The sequence below is a fragment of the Streptomyces sp. CA-250714 genome, assembly GCF_050936705.1.
Classification (GTDB): domain Bacteria; phylum Actinomycetota; class Actinomycetes; order Streptomycetales; family Streptomycetaceae; genus Streptomyces.
Window position 1 is genome coordinate 2,034,869 of sequence record NZ_JBNJMI010000001.1, and the last position, 20,624, is coordinate 2,055,492.

Below are 20,624 nucleotides of genomic sequence, written 5' to 3' on the forward strand. Positions count from 1 at the left end.
GGCTACTCCTGAGTCATCCGGCGCAGACGAGGACGGGGTCGGGGGCGGCCGGTAGCCGCCGAGTCCTCCAGCCTGCGAGCGAGTTCGGCGATGGTCGGGTGCTGAAAGACGGCACGGATCGGGATGTCCGTACCGAGGGCCGTGCGGATGAGGCTGACGAGCCGGGTGGCGCGCAGTGAATGGCCGCCGAGGTGGAAGAAGTTGTCGTCGATCCCGACCTTCTCCAGGCCGAGAACCTCGGCGAACAGCGTCGCCAGCTGCTCCTCGCCGGGCGTGCGCGGGGCGCGATACGTCTCCCCGGAGAACTCCGGCTCGGGCAACGCCTTGCGGTCCAGCTTTCCGTTGGGCGCGAGTGGCAGCCGGTCGAGGGTGACGAACGCCGACGGCACCATGAACTCCGGCAGACGCTGCGCTGCCCAGGACCGGAGAGCGCCGGGGCCGAGGGTGTCGGCGTCGGAGTCCGGCGCGGACGGTTGCGTGGGTACGACGTAGGCGACGAGTTGCTTGCCGCCGTTGGGGCTGCCGGGCAGGTCCCGGGCGATGACCGCTGCCTGCGCCACGCCCGGGTGGGCGAGCAGCGCCGCCTCGGTCTCGGCAGGCTCGATACGGAAACCACGGATCTTGACCTGCGTATCGGCCCGACCCACGTACTCCAGCTCACCGTCCGCGTTCCACCGGGCCAGGTCGCCCGTGCGGTACATCCGCGCACCAGCCGGACCCAACGGATCCGCGACAAACCGCTCGGCTGTCAGTGCGGGCCGGCCGTGGTAGCCCCGGCCAATCCCCGCACCCGCCACATACAACTCCCCCACCACACCCGGCGGAACCGGCACCAACCCCGCACCAAGCACATAGGTACGCACCCCGCTCAGCGGGCGGCCCAGCGGAGCTGCCGGGGTGGCGGGCAGATCAGCTTCCTCGACAGCGGTCCAGGTGGTGGCGTAGAACGACTCGCTCTGGCCGTAGGCGTTGACGATGCGAACGCCGGGGAAGGCCGCGCGTACCCGGCGCAGCAGTGTGTCGGGCAGCGGCTCCCCGGCGAACACCAGACTGCGCGGGGTGATCCGCTGTGCCACCTGGTCGAGAAGTTCGGCGAAGGCTGAGGGCACCGTGCTGATGACGTCCACATCCCAGCGCTCCCGCTCGGCCAACGCCAGCACATCCCGCACGACCTCGACCGAACCCCCGGTCGACCATGTGGCGAACAGCTCGAACACCGACACATCGAAGTTCACCGACGTACCCGCCAACATCCGCCATGGCACACCACTCCCACCCACAGCCTCGACCAGACCCGGCAGACACACCGCCACATTGCCCTGCGTGATACCCACACCCTTGGGCACACCCGTCGACCCCGACGTGAACATCACATACGCCAGATCCCCCGCCGACACCGCACCCCTGCGCTCCGCATCGCTCAGATCGGAGCCGTCCCCCTCCTCGAAGACCGCACCGCGATCCAGCAGCAGGCGGGGGGCTGTCGTCGCGGACTGCGTCGTCTCCGGCAGTACGCCAGAGGCTTCGCTGTCGGTGAGGATCAGTGCCGGGTCCGCCTCCCGGAGAATCTGCGCAAGCCGGCCGCTGGGATACGCCGGGTCGATCGGCACATACGCCGCCCCCGACTTCAACACCCCCAGCAACGCCACCGGCAGATCAGCGGTACGCGACACCGCCAACGCCACCACATCACCAGCGCCCACACCACGACCGGCCAGCACCCGAGCCAGCCGATTCGCCCGCGCATTCACCTCCCCGAACGACAACCGCGAACCCCCACACACCACAGCCACCGCACCCGGCGACCGCCCAACCCACTCCTCGAACAACCCCACCAACGACACACCAGGCTCGACATGACCAGCCGACGGCGCATGACGCTCAGCCAGCCACGCACGCTCCTCCACCGACAACACATCCACCGCACCCACCCGCAACGACGGATCCGTCACCAGGGCTCGCAGCACCTGCACCAGACGGGCGCCGAGTGACTCCACGGCGGCCTGGTCGAGGAGGTGCTGCTGGTACTGGAACGTCAGGCGCAGGTGGGGGTCGGCCGTGGCCAGGAGGGTGAGCGGGTAATGGGTGGTCGTCATCGGGCGGACGCCGCTGATGGAGATGCCGGCTTCCGTGTTGGCGTCGTTCAGTCCGGCGCGGTCGATGGGGTAGGACTCGAAGACGACGAGCGTGTCGAAGAGGCTGGACAGGCCCGTGCTCTGCTGGATCTCGGCCAGGCCCAGATAGTGGTGGTCGAGGAGTCCTGCCTGGTGTTCCTGGGTGCGCTGGAGTACGTCGGCGAGGGTGTCGCCCGCGTCGTAGCGCACCCGGACGGGCAGGGTGTTGATGAACAGGCCGACCATGGAGTCCACGTCCGGCAGCGACGGGGGACGCCCGGAGACCGTGGCACCGAACACCACATCCTGCCGCCCCGTGAGCTGGCCGAGCAGCACCGCCCAGGTGCCCTGCACCAGCGTGTTGACGGTGACACCCAACTCCGCCGCACGACGAGTGAGCGCCCGTGCCTCCTGCGGCGTGAGCGGAACATCGGCCTGACCGATGCCCACCGCCTCACCCGCACTCTCACTCTCGCTTCCTGCGCTCTCGGGGGCGAGGAGGGTGGGTTCTTCGATGCCGTCGAGTTCGGCAGCCCATGCCCGGACGGTCTCTTCCCGGTCCTGTCGCTCCAGCCAGGCCAGGAAGTCCCGATAGCCCCGCACGCGCGGCAGACCGGAGGCGTCACCGTGTGCGGCGTACAGCCGCAGCAGGTCCTTGAACAGCACCGGAAGCGACCAGCCGTCGAACAGCGCATGATGCGCCGTCAACACCAGCTCGAACCGCTCCGCCTCCAACGCCACCAACGACATCCGCACCATCGGCGGACACCCCGGATCGAAATGCCGACCATGGTCCGCTGTCAGGAACCGCTCGAAGGACTCGGCACGCTCCGCCTCCGGCAGACCGGTGAAGTCCACGAACTCCCACGGCAGCTCAACACCCTCGACGACCAACTGCACCGGATTGCCCCGCGCATCCTCCACAAAAGCCGTGCGCAGATTCGCATACCGGTCCAACAGCGCCTGACCGGCAACCCTCATCCGCTCCGCATCCACACGCCCGGCCAGATGGAACACCAACTGCATCTGATACGCGTCAAAACCCGCACCGCCAGCGGAATCCACCAGCTTGCTGTGGAACAACAACCCAGCCTGCAACGTCGACTGCGGCCAGATATCCACCAACCCGGCGTACTGGGCCTCCCACGCCTCGATCTCACCCTGCGACACACCCACCAACGGCACATCCGAGGGCGTCAGACCACCCGCGTCCGGGGCCTCGGTGACGTGCCGGGCAAGACCCGTCAGCGCCTCCACCCACAACCCCGCCAACTCCTCCACCTCATCCGCAGCCAATAGCCCGGACGGGAAGGAGAAGAGGGTCGTCAGCTGTTCGCCGCGGCCGTTGTCGGTGACGACGGAATTGACGTCGAGCGCCACCATGGCGGGCATCTCGGGGGCAGGCACGGCGGTGAGTTCGCCGGCTTCGGGTGCGGGATGGAAACCGAGGCCACGCAGATGCTCGGGCATATCGGTGCCGGAGAAACGGCCCAGATAATTGAAACCGATCTGCCCGGTCGAACGACCCGCAAGCACCGCCCGCGTCCCGTCGTTCAAATACCGCAGCATTCCGAAGCCGATCCCCTTGTCCGGGACCGCCAGCAGCTGCTCCTTGACCGCCTTCACCGCACGCCCGGCAGCCACACCCCCGGCAAACGCCTCACCGACATCCACCCCGGCAAGATCCAGCCGCACCGGATACATGCTGGTGAACCAGCCCACCGTCCGCGACAGATCCGCCCCAGGCACGACCTCTTCCTCACGGCCATGCCCCTCCAGCCGCAGCAACAACGAGGACGACGCCTCGATGCCGCGCCGCTCCCGCCACCGCGCCACCGCCAACGACAACCCCGCCAACAGCACATCGTTCACACCACCACGAAACGCCGCAGGCACAGCGCCCAGCACCGACGCCGTCACATCCACCGGCAGCTGAGCGCGCACCGTCTCAACCGTGGACGTCACATCCACCGACGGCTCCAACTCCCGTGAACCCACCACCGGATCCGGGCCCTCCAGCACGCCCTCCCAGAACGGCAGCTCCGCCACCCGCTCCGGACGCGCCGACTCCTCCTTCAGCGCATGCGCCCAACGCCGCACCGAGGTCCCCACCGGCTCCAATACAGGAGTCCGGCCCTCCCGCACCCGCTCCCAGGCGGCAGCCAGATCCGGACCCAGCACCCGCCACGACACACCATCGACCACCAGGTGATGAGCCACCACCAGCAACCGGCCCGCCGCAGCCGCATCATCCGGCTCGAACCACACCAGCCGGAGCATCACACCCGCGGCCGGATCCAGCCGCCGTACCGCGTCCTCGACCAGCGGCGGTACTCGGTGCTCCCAGAAGTCCGCGTCCCAGGAGCCGTCGCACCTGACGTGCTCGATCAAGGTGTCGGCCTGCACGCTTCCCGGCGGGAGGACATCCAGCGCCGGAACGCCGTCCGACGCCTCGCCGTCCTGCCCGTACGTCAGCCGGGCGCGCAGCATGTCGTGGTGGTCCAGTACGGCCTCGAGGGTGGCGGCGAGGCCGGGGCGGTCGATGCCTGCGGGGAGTTCGAACGCCAACCACTGCGCGAACCGCTCATATCCGGGGCCGAGTTCGCGTACATGGGTGGCGACCGGCAACTCCGGCATCGGGCCGACGCCGCCGCCCTCCAGTTCGGCGAGGGCCGTACTGCCGCCCCCACCCTCACCCACCCGCGCCGCCTCGGCCAGCTCCGCGACGGTCCGGCACTCGAACACCTGCCGCGGCGAGACCTCCACACCCACCGCACGCGCCCGCGACACCACCTGAATCGAACGAATGCTGTCACCGCCGACCGCGAAGAAATCGTCGTCGACACCGACCCGCTCCAACCCCAGCACCTCGGCAAACACGCCTGCCAAAGCCGCCTCAACCGGATCACCCGGCGCCCGGTACTCACCGCCCGAGAACTCCGGCTCCGGCAGGGCGCGGCGGTCCAGCTTTCCGTTGGCGGTCATGGGCAGCCGGTCGAGGACGACGAACGCTGACGGCACCATGTACTCCGGCAGCCGGTCCATGACATATCCGCGCAGCTCGGCGACGGAAGCACCGGCGTTGAGGTCGATGTCGCCCATGCCCTCGGTGCCGCTCTCGGCTCCGACGGGAACGACATAGGCGACGAGCTGCTTTCCGCCGCCCGCGCCCGGGACCTGCCGGGGGAGGACGGCGGCCTGGGCGATGCCGGGGTGTGCGGCGACCACGGCCTCGATCTCGCCGGGTTCGATACGGAAGCCGCGGATCTTGACCTGGTGGTCGGCGCGGCCCCGGTACTCAAGCTCGCCCGCGCTGTTCCAGCAGGCCAGGTCGCCGGTGCGGTACATACGGGTACCGGCGGGTCCGAACGGGTCGGCGACGAAGCGCTCGGCGGACAGCCCGGCGCGTCCGTGGTAGCCGCGGGCCACACCGTCACCCGCGACGTACAGCTCACCGACCACTCCGCGAGGCACGGGGTTGAGGCCGGGGCCGAGTACGTAGACGCGCCAGTTGCCGATCGGGGCGCCGATGGGGCTCGCGCCGGGCTCGTCGGGGGGACCGGTCAGCGTCAGATGGGTGACGTGCACCGTCGTCTCGGTGATGCCGAACATATTGACCAGCGCTGGGGCCTGTGCGAAGTCCCGCGGGTACCAGCCGTGCAGCCGGGAGGGGTCGAGGGCCTCGCCGCCGAAGACCACCATGCGCAGCGCGGCCTCGGTGCGCCGGCCGGGGTCGTGGGAGGCCGACAGCTCGTAGAACGCGGTGGGTGTCTGGTTGAGGACGGTGACGCGCTCGTCCATCAGAAGCTGCCACAGCGCCTCCGGTGACCGGACCACATCCCAGGGGACGACCACCACCCGGCCGCCGGTGGTCAGCGGGCCCCACAGCTCCCATACGGAGAAGTCGAACGCCTGCGAGTGACACATGGACCACACGTCGTCGGGCCCGAAACGGCACCACTCGTCGGTTCCGGTGAGCAGTGAGACGACGTTGCGGTGCGGGATGGTGACGCCCTTTGGCGTGCCGGTGGACCCTGAGGTGTAGATGACGTACGCCGTGTTGGACGGGTGGAGCGGACGTACCCGGTCGGCGTTGCGGGGGTTGTCGTCGCGGCCGTCGGTCGCCGCTTCGACGGCGGTCAGGTCCAGGTGCGGGATGGGCGGGGTGTCGGAGTCGGGCAGCAGTGCGCGGGTGGCCTCGTCGGTGACGACGAGCTGCGGGGCGCCGTCGGCGAGGACGAACGCCAGGCGGCCACTGGAGTGTTCGGGGTCGACGGGCAGATAGCCGGCGCCGGACTTGAGGACGGCGAGCAGCGCGATGACGAGCTCGGCGGAGCGCGGCAGTGCCACGGCCACCAGGTCCTCGGGGCCGATGCCTCGCCGGATGAGCTGGTGGGCGAGCCGGTTGGCGCGTGTGTTGACGTCCCGGTAGGTGTGCGGGACGCCGTCGAAGACGACGGCTACGGCGTCGGGGGTGCGCTCGGCGTGCTGCTCGAACAGTTCGGGGATGGTGGTGTGCGGGACGGGGGCCGTGGCGGAGTTGAAGTCGTGCAGCAGTCGGTCACGTTCGGCGGGGGCGAGGACGTCGAGGCTGCCGACGCGTCGCTGCGGGTCGGCAGCGACGGCGCGGAGGTAGTCGACGAAGCGTTCGACGAGCCCGGCGAGTTCGGTGGGGCTGTAGAGGGCTGCGGGGGCGTCGAAGCGGATGTAGAGGTCGCTGTCGGCGCGGCCGTCCTGGTACGTCGAGATCATCAGCTCGTCGACGATGCCGAAGGACCCGCCGACGAAGTGGGCCCGGCAGCCCGCGAAGTCGACCGCCTGGACAAAGGGGATGACGTTGAGGATGACCCCGAAGGGGCTGCGGTTGGTGCCGGTCATTCCGGTGCCGCTCTGGATCTCGGAGACCTGGTGGGCCGCATGCCGGAAGACGGTGCTCTTCGCGGCGGCGACGGCGGCGGACACCTCGGCCAGCCGCGCCGTCATGGGGACGTCCACGCGCAGCGGCAGCACGTTCGACATCAGTCCGGGGGTGGTCTTCTCGGCGCCGAAGCGGTGGTTGACCGTCACGGAGAAGAGGAGCTCAGCCAGGTCGCAGGTGTGGCGGAAGAAAACGGCGGCGGTCGAGGTGAGCAGGCTCGGCATGGTCATGTCCGCGGCCTCGGCGGCGCGCTCCAGCGCGTCGGCCTCGGCGCGGGGGACGGTCACGGTGTGGTTCACCATGCCGAGCGAGCGGGAGACCCGGCCCCAGTTCACCGGGCCGTCCGCGGCTCCCGGCTCGTCCCCGGCCGGCCGGTCGCCGGTGCCGGCCCGGACGTCAGGGCTGGTGCCGGTCCCGGTGCCCGTCCGGTCTCCGGTGCCGGGCAGGCGTACCGGGTCGGGTGCCTCGGCCAGATAGTCGCGCCAGAACGCGGCGTCCTTGGCGAACCGTGCCGACTCCCGGTAGGCGACGTCTTTTTCGTGGACGCGCTGCGCCGAGGAGACCTGCCAGTCCGGCACCGGCTCGTCGCGCAGCAGCGCGGTGTAGACCTGGCCGAGCCGCTGCGAGATGAGGGTGATCAGGCCGAAGGCGTCGGTCACGATGTGATGGAAGATCAGGAAGACCATCGTGCGGGAGCCGACCCTCACGGCCCCGGCGCGGAAGAGCGCATCCCGGGAGAGGTCGAAGGGGCGGCCGACCAGCTCGGACACCAGCGCGTGCGCCGCGGCTTCCGGGTTCGCCTCACCGCTGACGTCGGCGAAGGTGGGCTCCCACTCCCCCAGCCCGTCGCGGACGGTCTGCCGTACCCGGCCCTGCTCGTCCTCGTGGAAGTTGACGAGCAGGGTGCCGACCTCGCCGAAGACCCTGTCGAACGTGGCGCCCATGACCGAGGTGTCGATACCGCCCTCCAGCTGCCAGAGCGCCGCCACATTGTTGGAAGCTCCGGGGGCGAGTTTCTGAGCCAGCCACATTCCTTGCTGCGCCGACGAAAGGCCCAGAGAATTCACGACAACCATTCCTCTCGCAGGAAAGACTCGAATAGCGCGCAGTTCGCCCAGTCTCCCGCCGCCACCCGAGCTGCCGAACGGCTACGACAGAGACCGGAAAGCGAGAATCAGGGCCTTGGGCCGAAGCCACCGACAGGCTCCGTCGCAGCGGGCCCGGTGAAGCTCCCAGAACGAGCCCGCCGCGACGGCGAGCAGCCGGGGATACCTCCCGGCCGGAAGCTGGGAGAGGCGGAAATTCCGGCGGTACGGCGATCGCGGCGATCCCGGCGGAATGGCCGACGGCCGCAAGACGACGTTCGGACTCAGTCGCTCCGCCTGCCGAAGCGGGCGCGCATCGCCCCGCTCGCGGCGGGGCCGGGTGCGAAGGCGTACGCCTCGGTGTCGACGCGCCGACCCGTCGCCCGGTCGACCACGACCGGTTCGACCTCCTCGCCGGTGCGGGTGTCGACCAGGATCATGCCCCGTTCCGCTGCCGCCAGTTCACGGTTGCCCCAGGCCGCCAGGGTCAGCAGCACGGGCCGCAGGGAGTGGCCGAGCGGGGTGGGCTCGTAGTGGTCCCGCCGCCCGGCGGGACGTTTCAGCACGCCACGGGCGACGAGTGCGTCGAGCCGGGCGGCGAGCACGTCGGCGTCGGTGCGCAGGTTGCCGCGGATCTCCTCGACGTGCGTATGCCCGTCGAACACCTCATGGAGCAGTTCGAGGGTGGACCAGTCGCCGATGAAACCGGCGGCCCTGGCCAGCGGACAGTCCGGGATGCGGGGTGTGCCGGGCGGCTTCGTCATCGGGGTGCTCACGACGCCAGCTGGGGGTGGGCGTCCAGGACGTAGCCCCGGCCCCAGACGGTTCGCACGGTCAGGCCGATGGCGCTGATCCGGTGCCGAATGCGCATCATGTGCAGGTCCAGGGCGTTGCGGGTCATCGGGCCCTCGTCCTGGCCGAGTTGGAAGCGCAGCGCCTCTCTGGGGACGACCTTGCCGAACCTGGCCACCAGCAGCACCAGCAGTTCGGCCTGCTTCGGGGAGAGCGTCACGGAGCGGGAGGCGAACCACAGCACACCGTTCTCGTCCAGTTGCGGCGAGCGGTTGCGGTAGTAGCGCTGGGCGAGCGCGTCAGCGCGTGCCTTCAGGTCCGGCGAGGTGACGGGGGCGCGCACCCAGTCCTCGTAGATGTCCTCGCAGACGGGGGCCTCCAGGCCAGCTTCTACGACGAGAATGCGGGGCACGCCGCGTTTTCGGCATTCCTCGCGGAGTTCCCGCTGCACGGGCCATCTCAGCAGCTGCACCTCCTTGTTCATTGCTTTGTTCGCTGTGCTCGCTGTGTTGTGCCGGTTCGCCACTTGCGAGGTCATGTGCACTCCGAATTTCATAGCAGCTCGGGTTCATCAGGGCAGACTTGTGGTGCAGCTCCTGAATACGCAGGCGTGCGGAAAACCCGGGGCTCGCTTGGAGAATGCTGCGGCTGCGGGTCTCGGTACCTGAAACGGAAGGCCCTGCTACGCGGGGCAGCGCCGTTCATGGGCGCCTGTTCCGGCGCAGGAAGCAAGAACGTTCACGGCAGACCATCTCCTCCCCGTTGTGCCCACGGTCCGCTGAAAACAGCGCGGGGCAGCGCGTGGGCCTGGGGCCCTGGCGCTTGAAAAGAAACATACCAGTGGTCGGGTTTGTTTCCGAGCCCCTGACACCAAGAGGACGCCACTCGCCGCTCGCTCAACTGCCCCTGGATCAAGGCCCGGACGCGCCGCCGCCATGCGGAATCGATGCGCGGGATACCGGGGGCGAGCGTAAACGATCAAAGAATGCGCAGCTTAAGCCATATATCAGAGATCCAATTGATCTCCCGGCCGCACTAAGGAAAGACAACTCGCAGAGCCGTCCGCCACCGCACTGGATCACCCTGCCCCGCTTCGAGCACTTGACGAGGCCCCGCACGAAGCGCAGAACAAACCGACGCGCGGGTTTTCAACTGCTCACATCGGCCCCACAGTTCTCGCGGCTCGCACGGCTCAGCGAGGCCCCGCACGGCTTGCGCGGCTCGGGCTGGCTCGCACGACTCGACGCGGCTTGCGCGGCTCGCACGGCGAGACGCGGCCCGCACGGCCCCGCACCGCTCGCGCGGCCCACACGGCCTGTGCGGAGCTGCTGTGCGCCGTGCGCCGCGTACGCCTGGCAGGCGCGGGCGGATACGTCAGGCCAACCAGCCCCCGGCCCCCGTACCCGGGCCCGGACACGACAACGGGGCCCCGCAGCGGCCGTACAGGCCACTGCCGGGCCCCGCGTCAGGGGAGTCCCCCAGCCTCCGGCCGGGAGGTGCCCCCAGGCCGCTGGAGCGTCAGGCGGCGCTGCGCTGTACCACAGGCCGACGCGCGGCGATGGAGTCGACGATCTCGCCGCTGCGGATGGCGATGTTGGACAGCAGCGAGGACGCCAGCCCGTGGGTGTGCTCGGTGCCGCCCTGCAGATAGATTCCGGCGGTCACCTCGGGGCTGGTCAGGACGCGGTAGTCCCGGCCGACGCGGAGCCTGCCGCTGTCGTCGCGCAGACAGTGCTCCGCCAGATCGCCGAGGAAGTCCGCGGGGTCCATCGGGTCGTAACCGGTGGCGAAGATCAGCACGTCCACATCGAGCTCGTACGTCTCACCGCTGCGCGCCGAGAAGACGGTGGCCCGCACCTCGTCGCCGATCTGCTTGACGGCGTCGATCCTGGAGAGGTTGCGGAAGGACAGCCGCGTGTTGCCGGCCACCTCGTCGGCGTAGACGCGCTGGTAGAGGTCCTTGATGGTGTCGGTGTCCGCGACGCCGTAGTTGGTGTTGCGGTGGTAGCGCCAGAAGGCGTCCCGCGCGCGGTCGCTGCCGTGGTAGTAGTCGTCCACTGCGTCGGCGTCGAAGATCTGGTTGGCGAACGGGGTGTCGTCCGCGATCGCGTAGCCGTACGACGGCAGCACCGCCGAGACCTCCGCATGCGGCAGCTCGTCGTAGACGTACCGGACGATCTCCGCCGCGCTCTGTCCGCCGCCGACCACCGCGACCCGGCGGACGGTCACCGGGTCCACCGTACGGAACCGGCCCAGGAACTCTGAGCTGTGCCAGACGCGTTCGTCCCGGTCGATGCCCGGCGGCATCTTGGGCACCAGGCCGGTGGAGACGACGACGTTGCGACCGCTGAGCAGCCGTGCGCCACCACCCTCGCCCTTGTCACGCACCTCCACCTGCACCGTGTCCGCCGGCCCACCACGCCGGCGCGGGGGCAGCCGGAAGGCCGTCACCTCGGCGTTGTAGCGGACGCGGTCCGCGAAGTGGGAACCGGCCCACTCCAGATAGTCGTGGAACTCCTGCCGCGTCGGGAAGAAGTCCTGGTTGTTCACGAACTGCGCCAGTCGCCCCGCCTCGTGCAGATAGGAGACGAAGCTGTGCCGGGAGGTCGGATTGCGGAACGTGGCCAGGTCCTTGAGAAAGGAGACCTGCATCTTCGCCGACGGGAGCAGCATGTTGCGATGCCATCCGAACGCGGGCTGACGCTCGACGAATGTGGCGGAGAGGTGATTTCCGCCGGCCTTGTTGTGCTCGTCCAGCGCCACGGCGAGGGACAGATTTGACGGCCCGAATCCGACGCCCACGACCGCGTAATCGTCGTGTTGCTTCATGAAAGGTCTCCCCGTCCTGAGGTATTGAGAACCGTTGGTGTGCTGTTCGTGCCGTCAGTGCATACCGTCCGCCGCCGCGGCCTCCGCCGCGTGGTCGTTTTCCTCGGCCACTCGGCCGTTTTCCCTGACCTTGTGGCCGTTTCCCTGTGGTACGGGGCAGGCGCCGGCCGAAGCGAGCCGGCTCATCAGCGCTGCTGTCTCGCGGTGCCGGGTCGAGTCGCGCTCCGCGAAGTCCCGCCGGACCCGCTCCCGGATGTCGGGCCGCTGCTCCTGGCTGAGCTTGAACATGCCGTCGGCGCGGAGCACTTCGATGCCGAAGGCGCCCACGGCGGGCACGATCCGGCGGAAGTAGTCGACCGACTCGGTCATGTCCCAGCCGGCGCCGAACTCCCCCTCCAGGGCCCGCACCGTCGCCTTGCACACCTCCAGGGTCCGCGCGCCCGCCTCCGCGGGCTCGATCTTCCGCAGCACGCCCTGGACATGCACGGAGGTGAAGTCCCAGGTCGGCGCGGCCGGCGTGGTCCCGTACAGGGTGGGTGAGACGTAGGCGTGCGGCCCGGTGAAGACGAGCACGACCCTGGCTCCGGAACGCAGCGCTTCCCAGTGCGGGTTGGCCCTGTTCATATGGCCGATCAGGCGCCCGCCGGACAGGTCCTGGCCCCACTCGCCCTCCCACTCCGGGTCGGCGAGTGCGGGCAGATGAGTGGCGTACGGAGGGCCGTCCGCGGGCCCGTTGGCCGACAGCAGCGCCAGCGGATTCCGCCGGATCAAATCGACCATCCATGAGCCGTCCGGCTCACGGTACTGCTCGGGAACGAACAAGGCACGCACATCCTTAGTGAAGGGATCGGTCAGTGATCGAGCCGGGTCGCCGCCTCCGGAGAATTTCGCAGCCGCCCTCGACGGAAATCGAGCGTAACGACGCAAGGCCCGGGGCCACCAGTTGTACTGCCGTTCTCCGGGTTGAACAGCGGGCAGTGCACCGGGAATTGCGGCAACGCCGGAGGTGACGGGCGCGCGGAATTCTTTACGGAATCTGTCAATCACCGCGCCGCAATTGGCCGCACTTACCGGAGTGATATCCGGCCAGGGGATACGTGGGCCGGGCCACGGCCGCACAGCGCCGGCCGACCGGATCCGCCCGTGGGGGCCACCGACTGCCGCTCCCCGTGGTCACGGACGAGAGCCGGCCGGATCCGCCCGTGAGGGCCGCCGGCTGCCGCTCGCGTAGTCACGGGCTCCCCTCCGGTGTGGTCACCGCCTCCCGTCCGAGGTGGACACCGCCCCTGTTCGAGGTGGTCACGGGCTCCTCGTCTCGACCCACTTGGCGAAGCGCAACCAGTGGTCGGCGCACCGGCGTGCTGCCTGTGCCAGGGTCTCCGCGCGGTGTACCGGAACGCTGCGCGCCAGCCGCTGCCATGTCACCTCGTCACCGATGGCGTGTGCGCTGAGCAGTTGCAGCAGCAGCCGCCCGGCGTCCGTACGCAGGGCGGGGTCCCGGCGCATGTTGGCCAGTACGGCGTCCAGGGCCGCGGGAGACGTACGGGGAGCAGCAACTCCGGCACCGAGCCGGGCCATCGCATCGGCGACAGCGCCCGCGCCCGGCCCGAGGCCGAGCCTGGGAGCCGACCCCGTGGCTGTGCCCGTACCCGCGGCGGCCCCGGCTCCCGCACCCGCCGTCGTTCCGGCGCTCCCGCCCTGGTCGGCGGTCACGGACGCCACCGCTCCGCGACGCGCGAGTGCCGCGGCCTGGAGCCGGGGCGGGACCGGGTCCTGTCCCTGCCGTATCCGGTCACGTACGTCCTTGGCGGTGGCCGTTGCGATCCCGGCCTCCTCCGCGATCTGCCGCAGGGATGCTTCGGGGTTGGCGGCCAGTATCTTGCTGGCCCGCAGCCGCCCCTCGGTCGCGTGGAGGGGCCGGACCCGTCCGTCGCGGCCGACGCGGACGTTCAACTGTGCGTTCCGGCCGGTTGAACGGCGTCTGATGGTTGCGACGGTGCTCGCGGCGAGCCCCGCGTTGGCGGCGATCCGCCGGTCCGACCAGTACGGGTGGGCCTCGATGATGCGCTTCGCCGCGGCCTTGCGGTCGGCCTGGGAGAGCGGCAGCCCGTGGGTGATGTTGAGCTTCACGGACAGCGCGAACACTTCGTCCTCGCCACCCTCGAAGAACTCCACCTGGATCCGGTTCTCGCCACGCAGCCGGGCCGCGCGCATCCGGTGCATACCGTCGATGATGCGCATGGTCCCGCGGTGCACCAGGATCGGCGGCAACGGGGCTTCCAGTGCGGCCAGCGCTCTGATGTGCGCGGTGTCCTCGCCGTTGAGACGGGGGGAGTCGGAGGCCAGCAGCTCATCGAGGGCGACTGCGGCCAGCGGGCCGACAGGCCGTTCGTCCGGTTCCCTGTCGCGCCGCGCCGCGATCGCCGATCGCCGGCTCACGAGCGGAGCCCTCTGGTCCGGGTACGGACTGCCGCATGAGCTCCGCTCATCGCGCCGGTGTCGCCCTCGTGCGCCGTCGCCAGGCGGAAGTCGTTCCCCACCAGGCAGAAGTCGTTCCACTGCTGCACGTCCACGTTACGGCTCCCCTCGTTTCTGCGGACTGTCAAAAACATACCAAGCGGCGGGTTTGTTTTTAGGTATCCCGAAAGGTGTTCGAAAGGGCGCCGGGGGCAGCCGAAGGCACCCGCCCCTCACGGTGCGTTCACGTAGCGGCCAATAACCGCTCCCCTGGGTGGCCATTCACCTACCCGGAGTGGCAACCTGCCTTCAGTCGTGGGCTGTTGGGCACCCACACCCTCGACCTGTTAGAAACCGTTCACGCGGTTTATTATCAACTTCATGTCCATGGCGGCCCGTTCACCGGCGGCCTGGACACCGCCCTGCCACTCGTACTGACGGAGCGCCGGTGATGGCCAGACAGGAACGTGCGGTACGCACGCGTAACGCCTTGATCGAGTCCGCCGCGGAGCTGTTCGACCGCGACGGCTTCGAGGTGGCGTCACTGACCACGATCAGCGCACGTGCCGGGGTGAGCAACGGAGCGCTCCACTTCCACTTCTCCAACAAGGCGGCACTGGCCGATGCCGTATGGGAGGCCGCGGCCCAGCGGCTGCGCCGGATCACCGCACGCCGGACCGCACATCCGTTGCAGTGCCTCATCGACGCCACGCACGCGCTGTGCCGGGGGCTGGGCAACGACGCGGTACTGCGCGCCGGTTTCGAGCTGTGCCACGCCCAGCAGAAGACGCGGGGCGACGAGACGCTCCGGGAGAGCTGGCAGCGCTGGGTGGAGGACGTTCTCGCGCAGGCCGACGCGGAAGGGGCGCTGGTGCCGGACGTGACGGCCCGGGATGCCGCCGCCACGGTGGTCGCGGCCACCATGGGGTTCGAGACCCTCAGCGGGCAGGACAACCGGTGGCTCTCCCACCACACGGTGACCCGGTTCTGGACACTGCTGCTGCCCCGGCTCGCCGAGGAGTCGATACGCGAGACACTCGTCGTCGGCGGATCCCAGCCCACCGGGGCCGACGAGCACCGCTACCCGGGCAGCACCAAGGACTGAGCGGGAGCGCACCCTGCCTTTGCTGTCGCCTCCCCTACGAACTCCCCCCGCAGCGTGCCGAAAACCCGCACGATGGTCAGGATGTGGACAGTCGGACACAGCGGAAGAACGGGGGCGACATGGCCACGGACGGGCAGGACGAACGGCCGCACCACGGCAAGGGCACTCTCTCCGGAAGAACGGCGCTGGTCACCGGCGCGGGCCGGGGCATCGGACGCGCAACAGCGAGACGGCTGGCGGCGGACGGCGCACTCGTCGTCGTCCACTACGCGGGCAACGAGGAGGCCGCGCGCGAGACGGTCGAGCGCATCGTCAAGGACGGCGGGCAAGCGCTGCCGCTGCGTACCGAGCTCGGTAGCGACGACGCCGCGGTGCCCGCACTGTACGAGCGTTTCGACGCGGCCCTGGCCCAACTGGGCGCGCCGGCGCGGCTGGACATCCTGGTCAACAACGCCGGAATCAGCGTGCCCGGTTCGATCTACGAGGTGACGCCCGGGGACGTGGACCGGCTGCTGGAGCTGCACGCCAAGGCGCCGCTCTTCCTGGTCCAGCACGGTCTGCGTCGGATGGTGGACGGCGGGCGGATCATCAACATCAGCTCGGCGGCAACCCGGGTGGCCTTCCCGCAGTCGCTCGCCTACTCGATGGCCAAGGGCGCGCTCGAGGTCATGACCCGCGCGCTGGCCAAGGAGCTGGGCGAGCGGGGCATCACCGTCAACGCGGTGGCTCCCGGCTTCGTCAAGACGGACATGAACACTCGGCGCTGGGCCACGGCCGAGGCGGAGGCGGCGCACGCCGCCCATGCGGCACTGGGCCGCATGGGGTTGCCCGACGACGTTGCCGACATCGTCGCGTTCCTCGCCTCGGACGACGCGCGCTGGATCACAGGCCAGTGCCTGGACGCCTCCGGCGGCTCCCATCTGTGAACCGCGCCCCGAAGGGGCGCGGGGAACTGCGCGAGCAACCACAAACCACCCGCACCTGCGGCCGGCGGTCAGGGGCACCCCCGACCGGAACAACGGAGAGGGCCGGTCAAGATCCGCCGGCCCTTCTCAACTCACCGTGAGCGGCGGAGCCTGCATGCGCTTGGCCTCGGCGACCACCCGGGCCCCGCGATCCGGCGTGATGTCGATACGGGAGAGGAGTGCCGGCGCCGCGATCGTCGGCAGGACGTGCCGGAACAGCACACAGACGCGCTGCTCCACATCCGCCCAGCCCGTGGTGACCTGCGAGTAGAGCTGAACGCCGTGGAAGGCGCTGACCATCAGCTCCGCGGTCTCCTTCGGGTCGACATGCGGCAGCACCTCACCCCGGCGCTGGGCCTCTATCAGCACCGTAGCCGAGAACTGCGTCCACAGCGGGAAGGCGGTGCCGTACTCCTCCAGGCCGCGCAGATCCGTCGACAGCCGGGCTCCGGCGCGGAGCATCGCGTCCTGTGGCAGCCGGTGCGCCAGCGTCAGTCCGGAGTCCACCCACTCCTGGAGCTTCAGCTCCTGCGGCAGCAGATAGTGCGCCGCCTGTTCCTCCAGCACGCCCCTGGCGAGGGCTTCCTTGGAGTCGAAGTGGAAATACAGGGCGCCCTTGGTGACACCTGCGCGGGCGAGGATGTCGGCGACCGTCGCGGCCGCGTACCCGTGCTCGGCGAACACTTCGGCCGCCGCCTCCAGCACGGCGCGGCGTGTTCTGACCGCTCGTTCTTGCCGGGCCAATCGACCCTCCCACGGGTGTCGGCGCTACGACGAGGCAGCGAAAAGAAACCGTCCAGCACGTATCGTACTCGCCACCCTTCGGGGTACGGAAAGCTACGACCGGGTGACCGGAGCTACGACGGGCGGACGGACGGAGCTACGACGGAGTGTGCTGCCACACCGTGCCCGCCGCGGCCTCCTCGTCCACGGCCCGCAGCAGCGCCCCGTCGATCTCCCCCGGCGAGCTCACAAGATGGCGTACGCCCGCCTCCCGCATGAGCTCCCGCTGGTAGCTGTGCTCGTACGACGAAGGCAGGCCGATGAAGGCCACGCCCAGCTCCCGGGCCGCCTCCGCCACACGTGCCACGTCGTCGACGAACAGCGCCTCGTCCGGCCGGACTCCGCAGATGTCGCCGGTGATCTCCGCGATACCGGGGCGGAAGTCGTTGGTGCACACATAGCCCGGTTCGTCGAAGTACCGGGTCAGCGCGCCCATATGGCGGTCGAAATGGTGCCGCTCCAGTCCGCCGTAGCAGACCAGCCGGAGCCGGCCGTCCTGCTGTTCCCGCATCCGGTCCAGGCGGGCCAGCAGTTCCTCCGTACCGTCCAGCAACCGCACCGGGTGGGCGGCGAGATACTCCTCCCGCTCCCGGAAGTACTCCTTCACCAGTTCCTCGGGCGACCCGTCGAGGCCGGAGGCGCGTGCGGCGGCGAGTTGCGGCTGGGAGAACAGCGCCCGCTCCAGTTCGGCGGTGTAGCGGACCCCCCGGGAGGTGAGGAACCGGTGGATGACCGGGCTGAAGGTGTCGTTGAGCAGGACACCGTCGATGTTGAGCGCGACAAGTCGCAGCTGGCGCAGCGGGTGGGACGTCGTGGTCATGACGGGAGCTCACGAACCTCTCATGCCGGGAGTCGCACACGCGTCGGAGCCCGCTTGGCTCTCGCGGCCCAGCCGTACCGGGAGTTCGGCGTGGCCGCAGCTGATGAAGGACTCCAGCGGCGGCACCTCGTCAGCGGGTACGGCGAGCGCCAGGTCGGGGAAGCGACGGAAGAGTTCCTCCAGCGCGATCGTCGCCTCCATCCGGGCCAGCGGCCGGCCGGGGCAGTGGTGGACGCCGTGGCCGAAGGGGATGTGGTCGCGGCGGGTGGCTCGCGTCACGTCGAAGCCGTCCGCGTCCGGGCCGTGCACCCTCGGGTCACGTCCGGCGGCGGCCAGGGAGAGCAGGATCGGGTCACCCGCCGGGAAGAACACTCCGTCGAGGGTGATGTCCTCCGTGGCGAACCGGAACGGGATGTTCGCCACCACGGCCTGCTGGCGCAGCGTCTCGTCGATGACGTCGCTCCAGGTCGCCGACCCGTCGCGCACCAGCGTCAGTTGCCCGGGGTGGCTGAGCAGGGCGTGTGTCGCGTGGTCGATGAGGTTCACCGTGGTCTCCAGCCCGGCACCGATCACCAGCAGCAGCGTGTCGAGGAGTTCCTTCTCGCTCAGCCCCGCACCGTCCTCCGAGTCCCGGGCCGCGATCAGATCGCTGGTGAGATCCGCGCCAGGGGACGCCCGTTTCTCGGCGATGAGTTCGGTCAGCAGCCCATACAGCTCGCGCTGGTTGGCCTGCGCCTCCTCCTGGGTGGCCGTGGTCCGGAACAGCGTGCCGACCACGCGGAGCAGATCGTCGTGCACGGACTCGGGCAGCCCGAGCAGGGCGCTGATCACCCGGGCGGGCACCTGGCAGGCGAACTCCTGGCGTAAGTCGAGCACTTGACCGGACTTTTCCGCCAGTCCATCGAGCAGTTGACCGACGGCGGTGGTCACGACCGGACGCAGCGCGGCGGTACGCCGCGCGGTGAACGCCCCGGCCACGAGCCTGCGCAGGCGGGCGTGTTCGGCCCCGTACGCAGTGAGCATGTTCCGTACCGACACCCACATGGACATCGGCCAGGACTCGTCCACCTGGCCGCCGGCCCAGGCGGGCCAGTGGCGGTGCGCGTCCTTGGAGATACGGGGATCGAGGAGCAACTGCTTGATCAGACCGAGATCGGTGACGACCCAGCCCTGGATGTCTCCCGGCAGGAGTACCCGGGCGACAGGGCCCTGGTTGCGGAAACGGGCGGCGTCTTTGTGCAGATCACGGCCCGAGGCGTCGATGGTGAGGGTGCACTGGGAGCGAGCCACGGCCAGGACAATAAACCGGGTATTCGGTTTACTCAACCCACCAGAATCCCCAGTTGATCGCGGATCATGGTCTGAGCTGCGGTGATAGGCAAGCTTTTCGTTTTGGTCTTGTAAAGAAAACCGGCGGGGACGTATCTTACGGGGCTCAAGCGCTTCCAGCCATCTCATGGGGGAGAGGTCTTGTGACCTTGCTAGAGGCTCGACAGGAAGATCGCCATACCAACGCCCCTCCGGGACCGGGAGGTGATGACGACCAACTCCGCCTCCCACGACTGACCACCACGGTGCCCAGGGAATATGTGCACCGTGCTTCACTCGCCGAAGTCTTTCTGACCAGCTGCCAGAAGATCGGCGAGAACCGCTTTTCGTTGACGGGCCAATGGCCCCGGGCGCATACGTTCTTCACCAGCCCGGACGGCCGTCGCCATGATCCGCTGCAAGCCGCGGAAACCATGCGGCAGGTGGGTCTGTATCTCGCCCACTCGGAATTCAATGTTCCACTCGGGCATCACTTCGTGATGTGGGACCTGTCCTTCACCACCGACCACGATCGACTGCTGATCGGCGATCACCCCAGTGATCTGACCCTGACCGCGGTGTGCACCGATCCGGTGTGGAAGGGGAAAAGGCTCTCCGACTTCGGGATGGACATCACCATCTGGCGCGACGGCGAGTCCGTGGCGCACGGCGGCGGACGGTTCACCTGCGTCTCGGAGGCCACCTACCGCCGGCTGCGCGGCGGCCGGGAGCCGGTCGCCACACCGGACCGGGTGCCGACGCAGGGCAGACGCGGGACGGTACGCGGCGACCAGGACACGGGCGACCCGGCCGAGTTCGGCCGGACCCGCAGCGTGGACGTGGTGCTCAGATCGACCGACAAGCCCGGCCGCTGGCTGCTCTCACCCGACCCCGACCACCCCATTCTCTTCGACCACGGCGGGGACCACGTGCCCGGCATGGTGCTGATGGAAGCCGCCCGCCAGGCGGCCCGCGCCCTCCTCGCCCCCGGCTACACCCTGGCCCCGACCTCCATGTCCACCGACTTCTGCCGGTACGCGGAGTTCGACAGCCCCTGCTGGATCGAGGCCCATCTGCTCACGGTCCAGCAGGCCGGCAAGCTCACTGTCCATGTCACCGGCCACCAGGACGGTGAGCACGTCTTCCTGGCCCAGCTCCAGGGCCCTGTCACCGCGGCCGCTGCCTGAGTTCTGCGCGCCGCGCACCTTCCCGGGGGTGGCACATCCCGAGTACGCGTGGCGGGTCCGGCGAGCCCGCCACCTTCAAGCAATTCGCGGTGGATATCAACGGCGGAATGAATTCCGCATGTCTTCTTCGGGGGACATAAAAGAAAGGGCGACGGCACCTCCATGGCACCGTGCGCCGCCGCCGCATATGCCAGCCGCATCGAGACCAGCCTTCACAACAGCACCCGTACGGCATCCACCGACGACAGCGCACCATGCAGC

13 protein-coding genes are annotated in these 20,624 nt (G+C 69.4%); 3 read left to right on the forward strand and 10 right to left on the reverse strand.

Annotated features, from left to right (window positions below; all coding sequences use genetic code 11):
• Positions 1-2: 2 nt before the first annotated feature.
• From ACQEU8_RS08990 to ACQEU8_RS09020, 7 genes are all read right to left on the reverse strand, one after another.
• Entirely contained in the window at positions 3-8,099 is an 8,097-nt protein-coding gene (locus ACQEU8_RS08990; protein WP_433098656.1) for an amino acid adenylation domain-containing protein, read from the reverse strand.
• Between the two features lie 302 nt (positions 8,100-8,401).
• Entirely contained in the window at positions 8,402-8,881 is a 480-nt protein-coding gene (locus tag ACQEU8_RS08995; RefSeq protein WP_433098658.1) for a winged helix-turn-helix transcriptional regulator, read from the reverse strand.
• Between the two features lie 8 nt (positions 8,882-8,889).
• Positions 8,890-9,447, reverse strand: coding sequence for a winged helix-turn-helix domain-containing protein (locus ACQEU8_RS09000; protein ID WP_433098660.1), 558 nt, complete (start codon positions 9,445-9,447; stop codon positions 8,890-8,892).
• Positions 9,448-10,427: 980 nt separating this feature from the next.
• Positions 10,428-11,738 carry a lysine N(6)-hydroxylase/L-ornithine N(5)-oxygenase family protein gene (locus tag ACQEU8_RS09005; protein ID WP_433098662.1) on the reverse strand — a complete coding sequence of 437 codons (1,311 nt, stop codon included), beginning with the start codon at positions 11,736-11,738 and terminating at the stop codon, positions 10,428-10,430.
• Positions 11,739-11,792: 54 nt separating this feature from the next.
• Positions 11,793-12,569 carry an FMN-binding negative transcriptional regulator gene (locus tag ACQEU8_RS09010; RefSeq protein WP_433098664.1) on the reverse strand — a complete coding sequence of 259 codons (777 nt, stop codon included), beginning with the start codon at positions 12,567-12,569 and terminating at the stop codon, positions 11,793-11,795.
• A 468-nt stretch (positions 12,570-13,037) separates the two neighbouring features.
• On the reverse strand, positions 13,038-14,177 hold the full coding sequence (locus ACQEU8_RS09015; RefSeq protein WP_433098666.1) for a hypothetical protein: 1,140 nt from the start codon (positions 14,175-14,177) through the stop codon (positions 13,038-13,040).
• Positions 14,174-14,311 (reverse strand): hypothetical protein, encoded by a 138-nt coding sequence (locus ACQEU8_RS09020; protein WP_433098667.1) that lies wholly within the window; start codon positions 14,309-14,311, stop codon positions 14,174-14,176. Before ACQEU8_RS09020 ends, ACQEU8_RS09015 begins: the two co-directional genes overlap by 4 nt.
• Before the next feature lie 335 nt (positions 14,312-14,646).
• Between ACQEU8_RS09020 and ACQEU8_RS09025 the strand changes: the two genes are divergently transcribed.
• On the forward strand, positions 14,647-15,300 hold the full coding sequence (locus tag ACQEU8_RS09025; RefSeq protein ID WP_433098669.1) for a ScbR family autoregulator-binding transcription factor: 654 nt from the start codon (positions 14,647-14,649) through the stop codon (positions 15,298-15,300).
• 119 nt (positions 15,301-15,419) lie between these two features.
• On the forward strand, positions 15,420-16,226 hold the full coding sequence (locus tag ACQEU8_RS09030; protein ID WP_433102245.1) for an SDR family NAD(P)-dependent oxidoreductase: 807 nt from the start codon (positions 15,420-15,422) through the stop codon (positions 16,224-16,226).
• A 126-nt stretch (positions 16,227-16,352) separates the two neighbouring features.
• Here ACQEU8_RS09030 and ACQEU8_RS09035 read toward each other — a convergent pair whose 3' ends face one another.
• The 3 genes from ACQEU8_RS09035 to ACQEU8_RS09045 all read right to left on the reverse strand — a co-directional run bounded on the left by ACQEU8_RS09035 (position 16,353) and on the right by ACQEU8_RS09045 (position 19,158).
• Entirely contained in the window at positions 16,353-17,009 is a 657-nt protein-coding gene (locus ACQEU8_RS09035) for a ScbR family autoregulator-binding transcription factor (protein WP_433098671.1), read from the reverse strand.
• Between the two features lie 136 nt (positions 17,010-17,145).
• Positions 17,146-17,868, reverse strand: coding sequence for an HAD family hydrolase (locus tag ACQEU8_RS09040; protein WP_433098673.1), 723 nt, complete (start codon positions 17,866-17,868; stop codon positions 17,146-17,148).
• 9 nt (positions 17,869-17,877) lie between these two features.
• Positions 17,878-19,158, reverse strand: coding sequence for a cytochrome P450 family protein (locus ACQEU8_RS09045; protein WP_433098675.1), 1,281 nt, complete (start codon positions 19,156-19,158; stop codon positions 17,878-17,880).
• Positions 19,159-19,457: 299 nt separating this feature from the next.
• On the opposite strand from ACQEU8_RS09045, the gene ACQEU8_RS09050 reads away from it, so the two are divergent.
• A complete protein-coding gene (locus tag ACQEU8_RS09050; RefSeq protein WP_433098677.1) occupies positions 19,458-20,363 on the forward strand; it encodes a ScbA/BarX family gamma-butyrolactone biosynthesis protein in 906 nt (301 codons plus the stop codon).
• Positions 20,364-20,624: the final 261 nt, after the last annotated feature.

Bases quoted from the DNA above. Each gene is read 5' to 3' on its own strand.
- ACQEU8_RS09000 (WP_433098660.1), bottom strand. From the start codon at position 9,447: ATGACCTCGCAAGTGGCGAACCGGCACAACACAGCGAGCACAGCGAAC.
- ACQEU8_RS08995 (WP_433098658.1), bottom strand. From the start codon at position 8,881: ATGACGAAGCCGCCCGGCACACCCCGCATCCCGGACTGTCCGCTGGCC.
- ACQEU8_RS09040 (WP_433098673.1), bottom strand. From the start codon at position 17,868: ATGACCACGACGTCCCACCCGCTGCGCCAGCTGCGACTTGTCGCGCTC.
- ACQEU8_RS09025 (WP_433098669.1), top strand. From the start codon at position 14,647: ATGGCCAGACAGGAACGTGCGGTACGCACGCGTAACGCCTTGATCGAG.
- ACQEU8_RS09030 (WP_433102245.1), top strand. From the start codon at position 15,420: ATGGCCACGGACGGGCAGGACGAACGGCCGCACCACGGCAAGGGCACT.
- ACQEU8_RS09005 (WP_433098662.1), bottom strand. From the start codon at position 11,738: ATGAAGCAACACGACGATTACGCGGTCGTGGGCGTCGGATTCGGGCCG.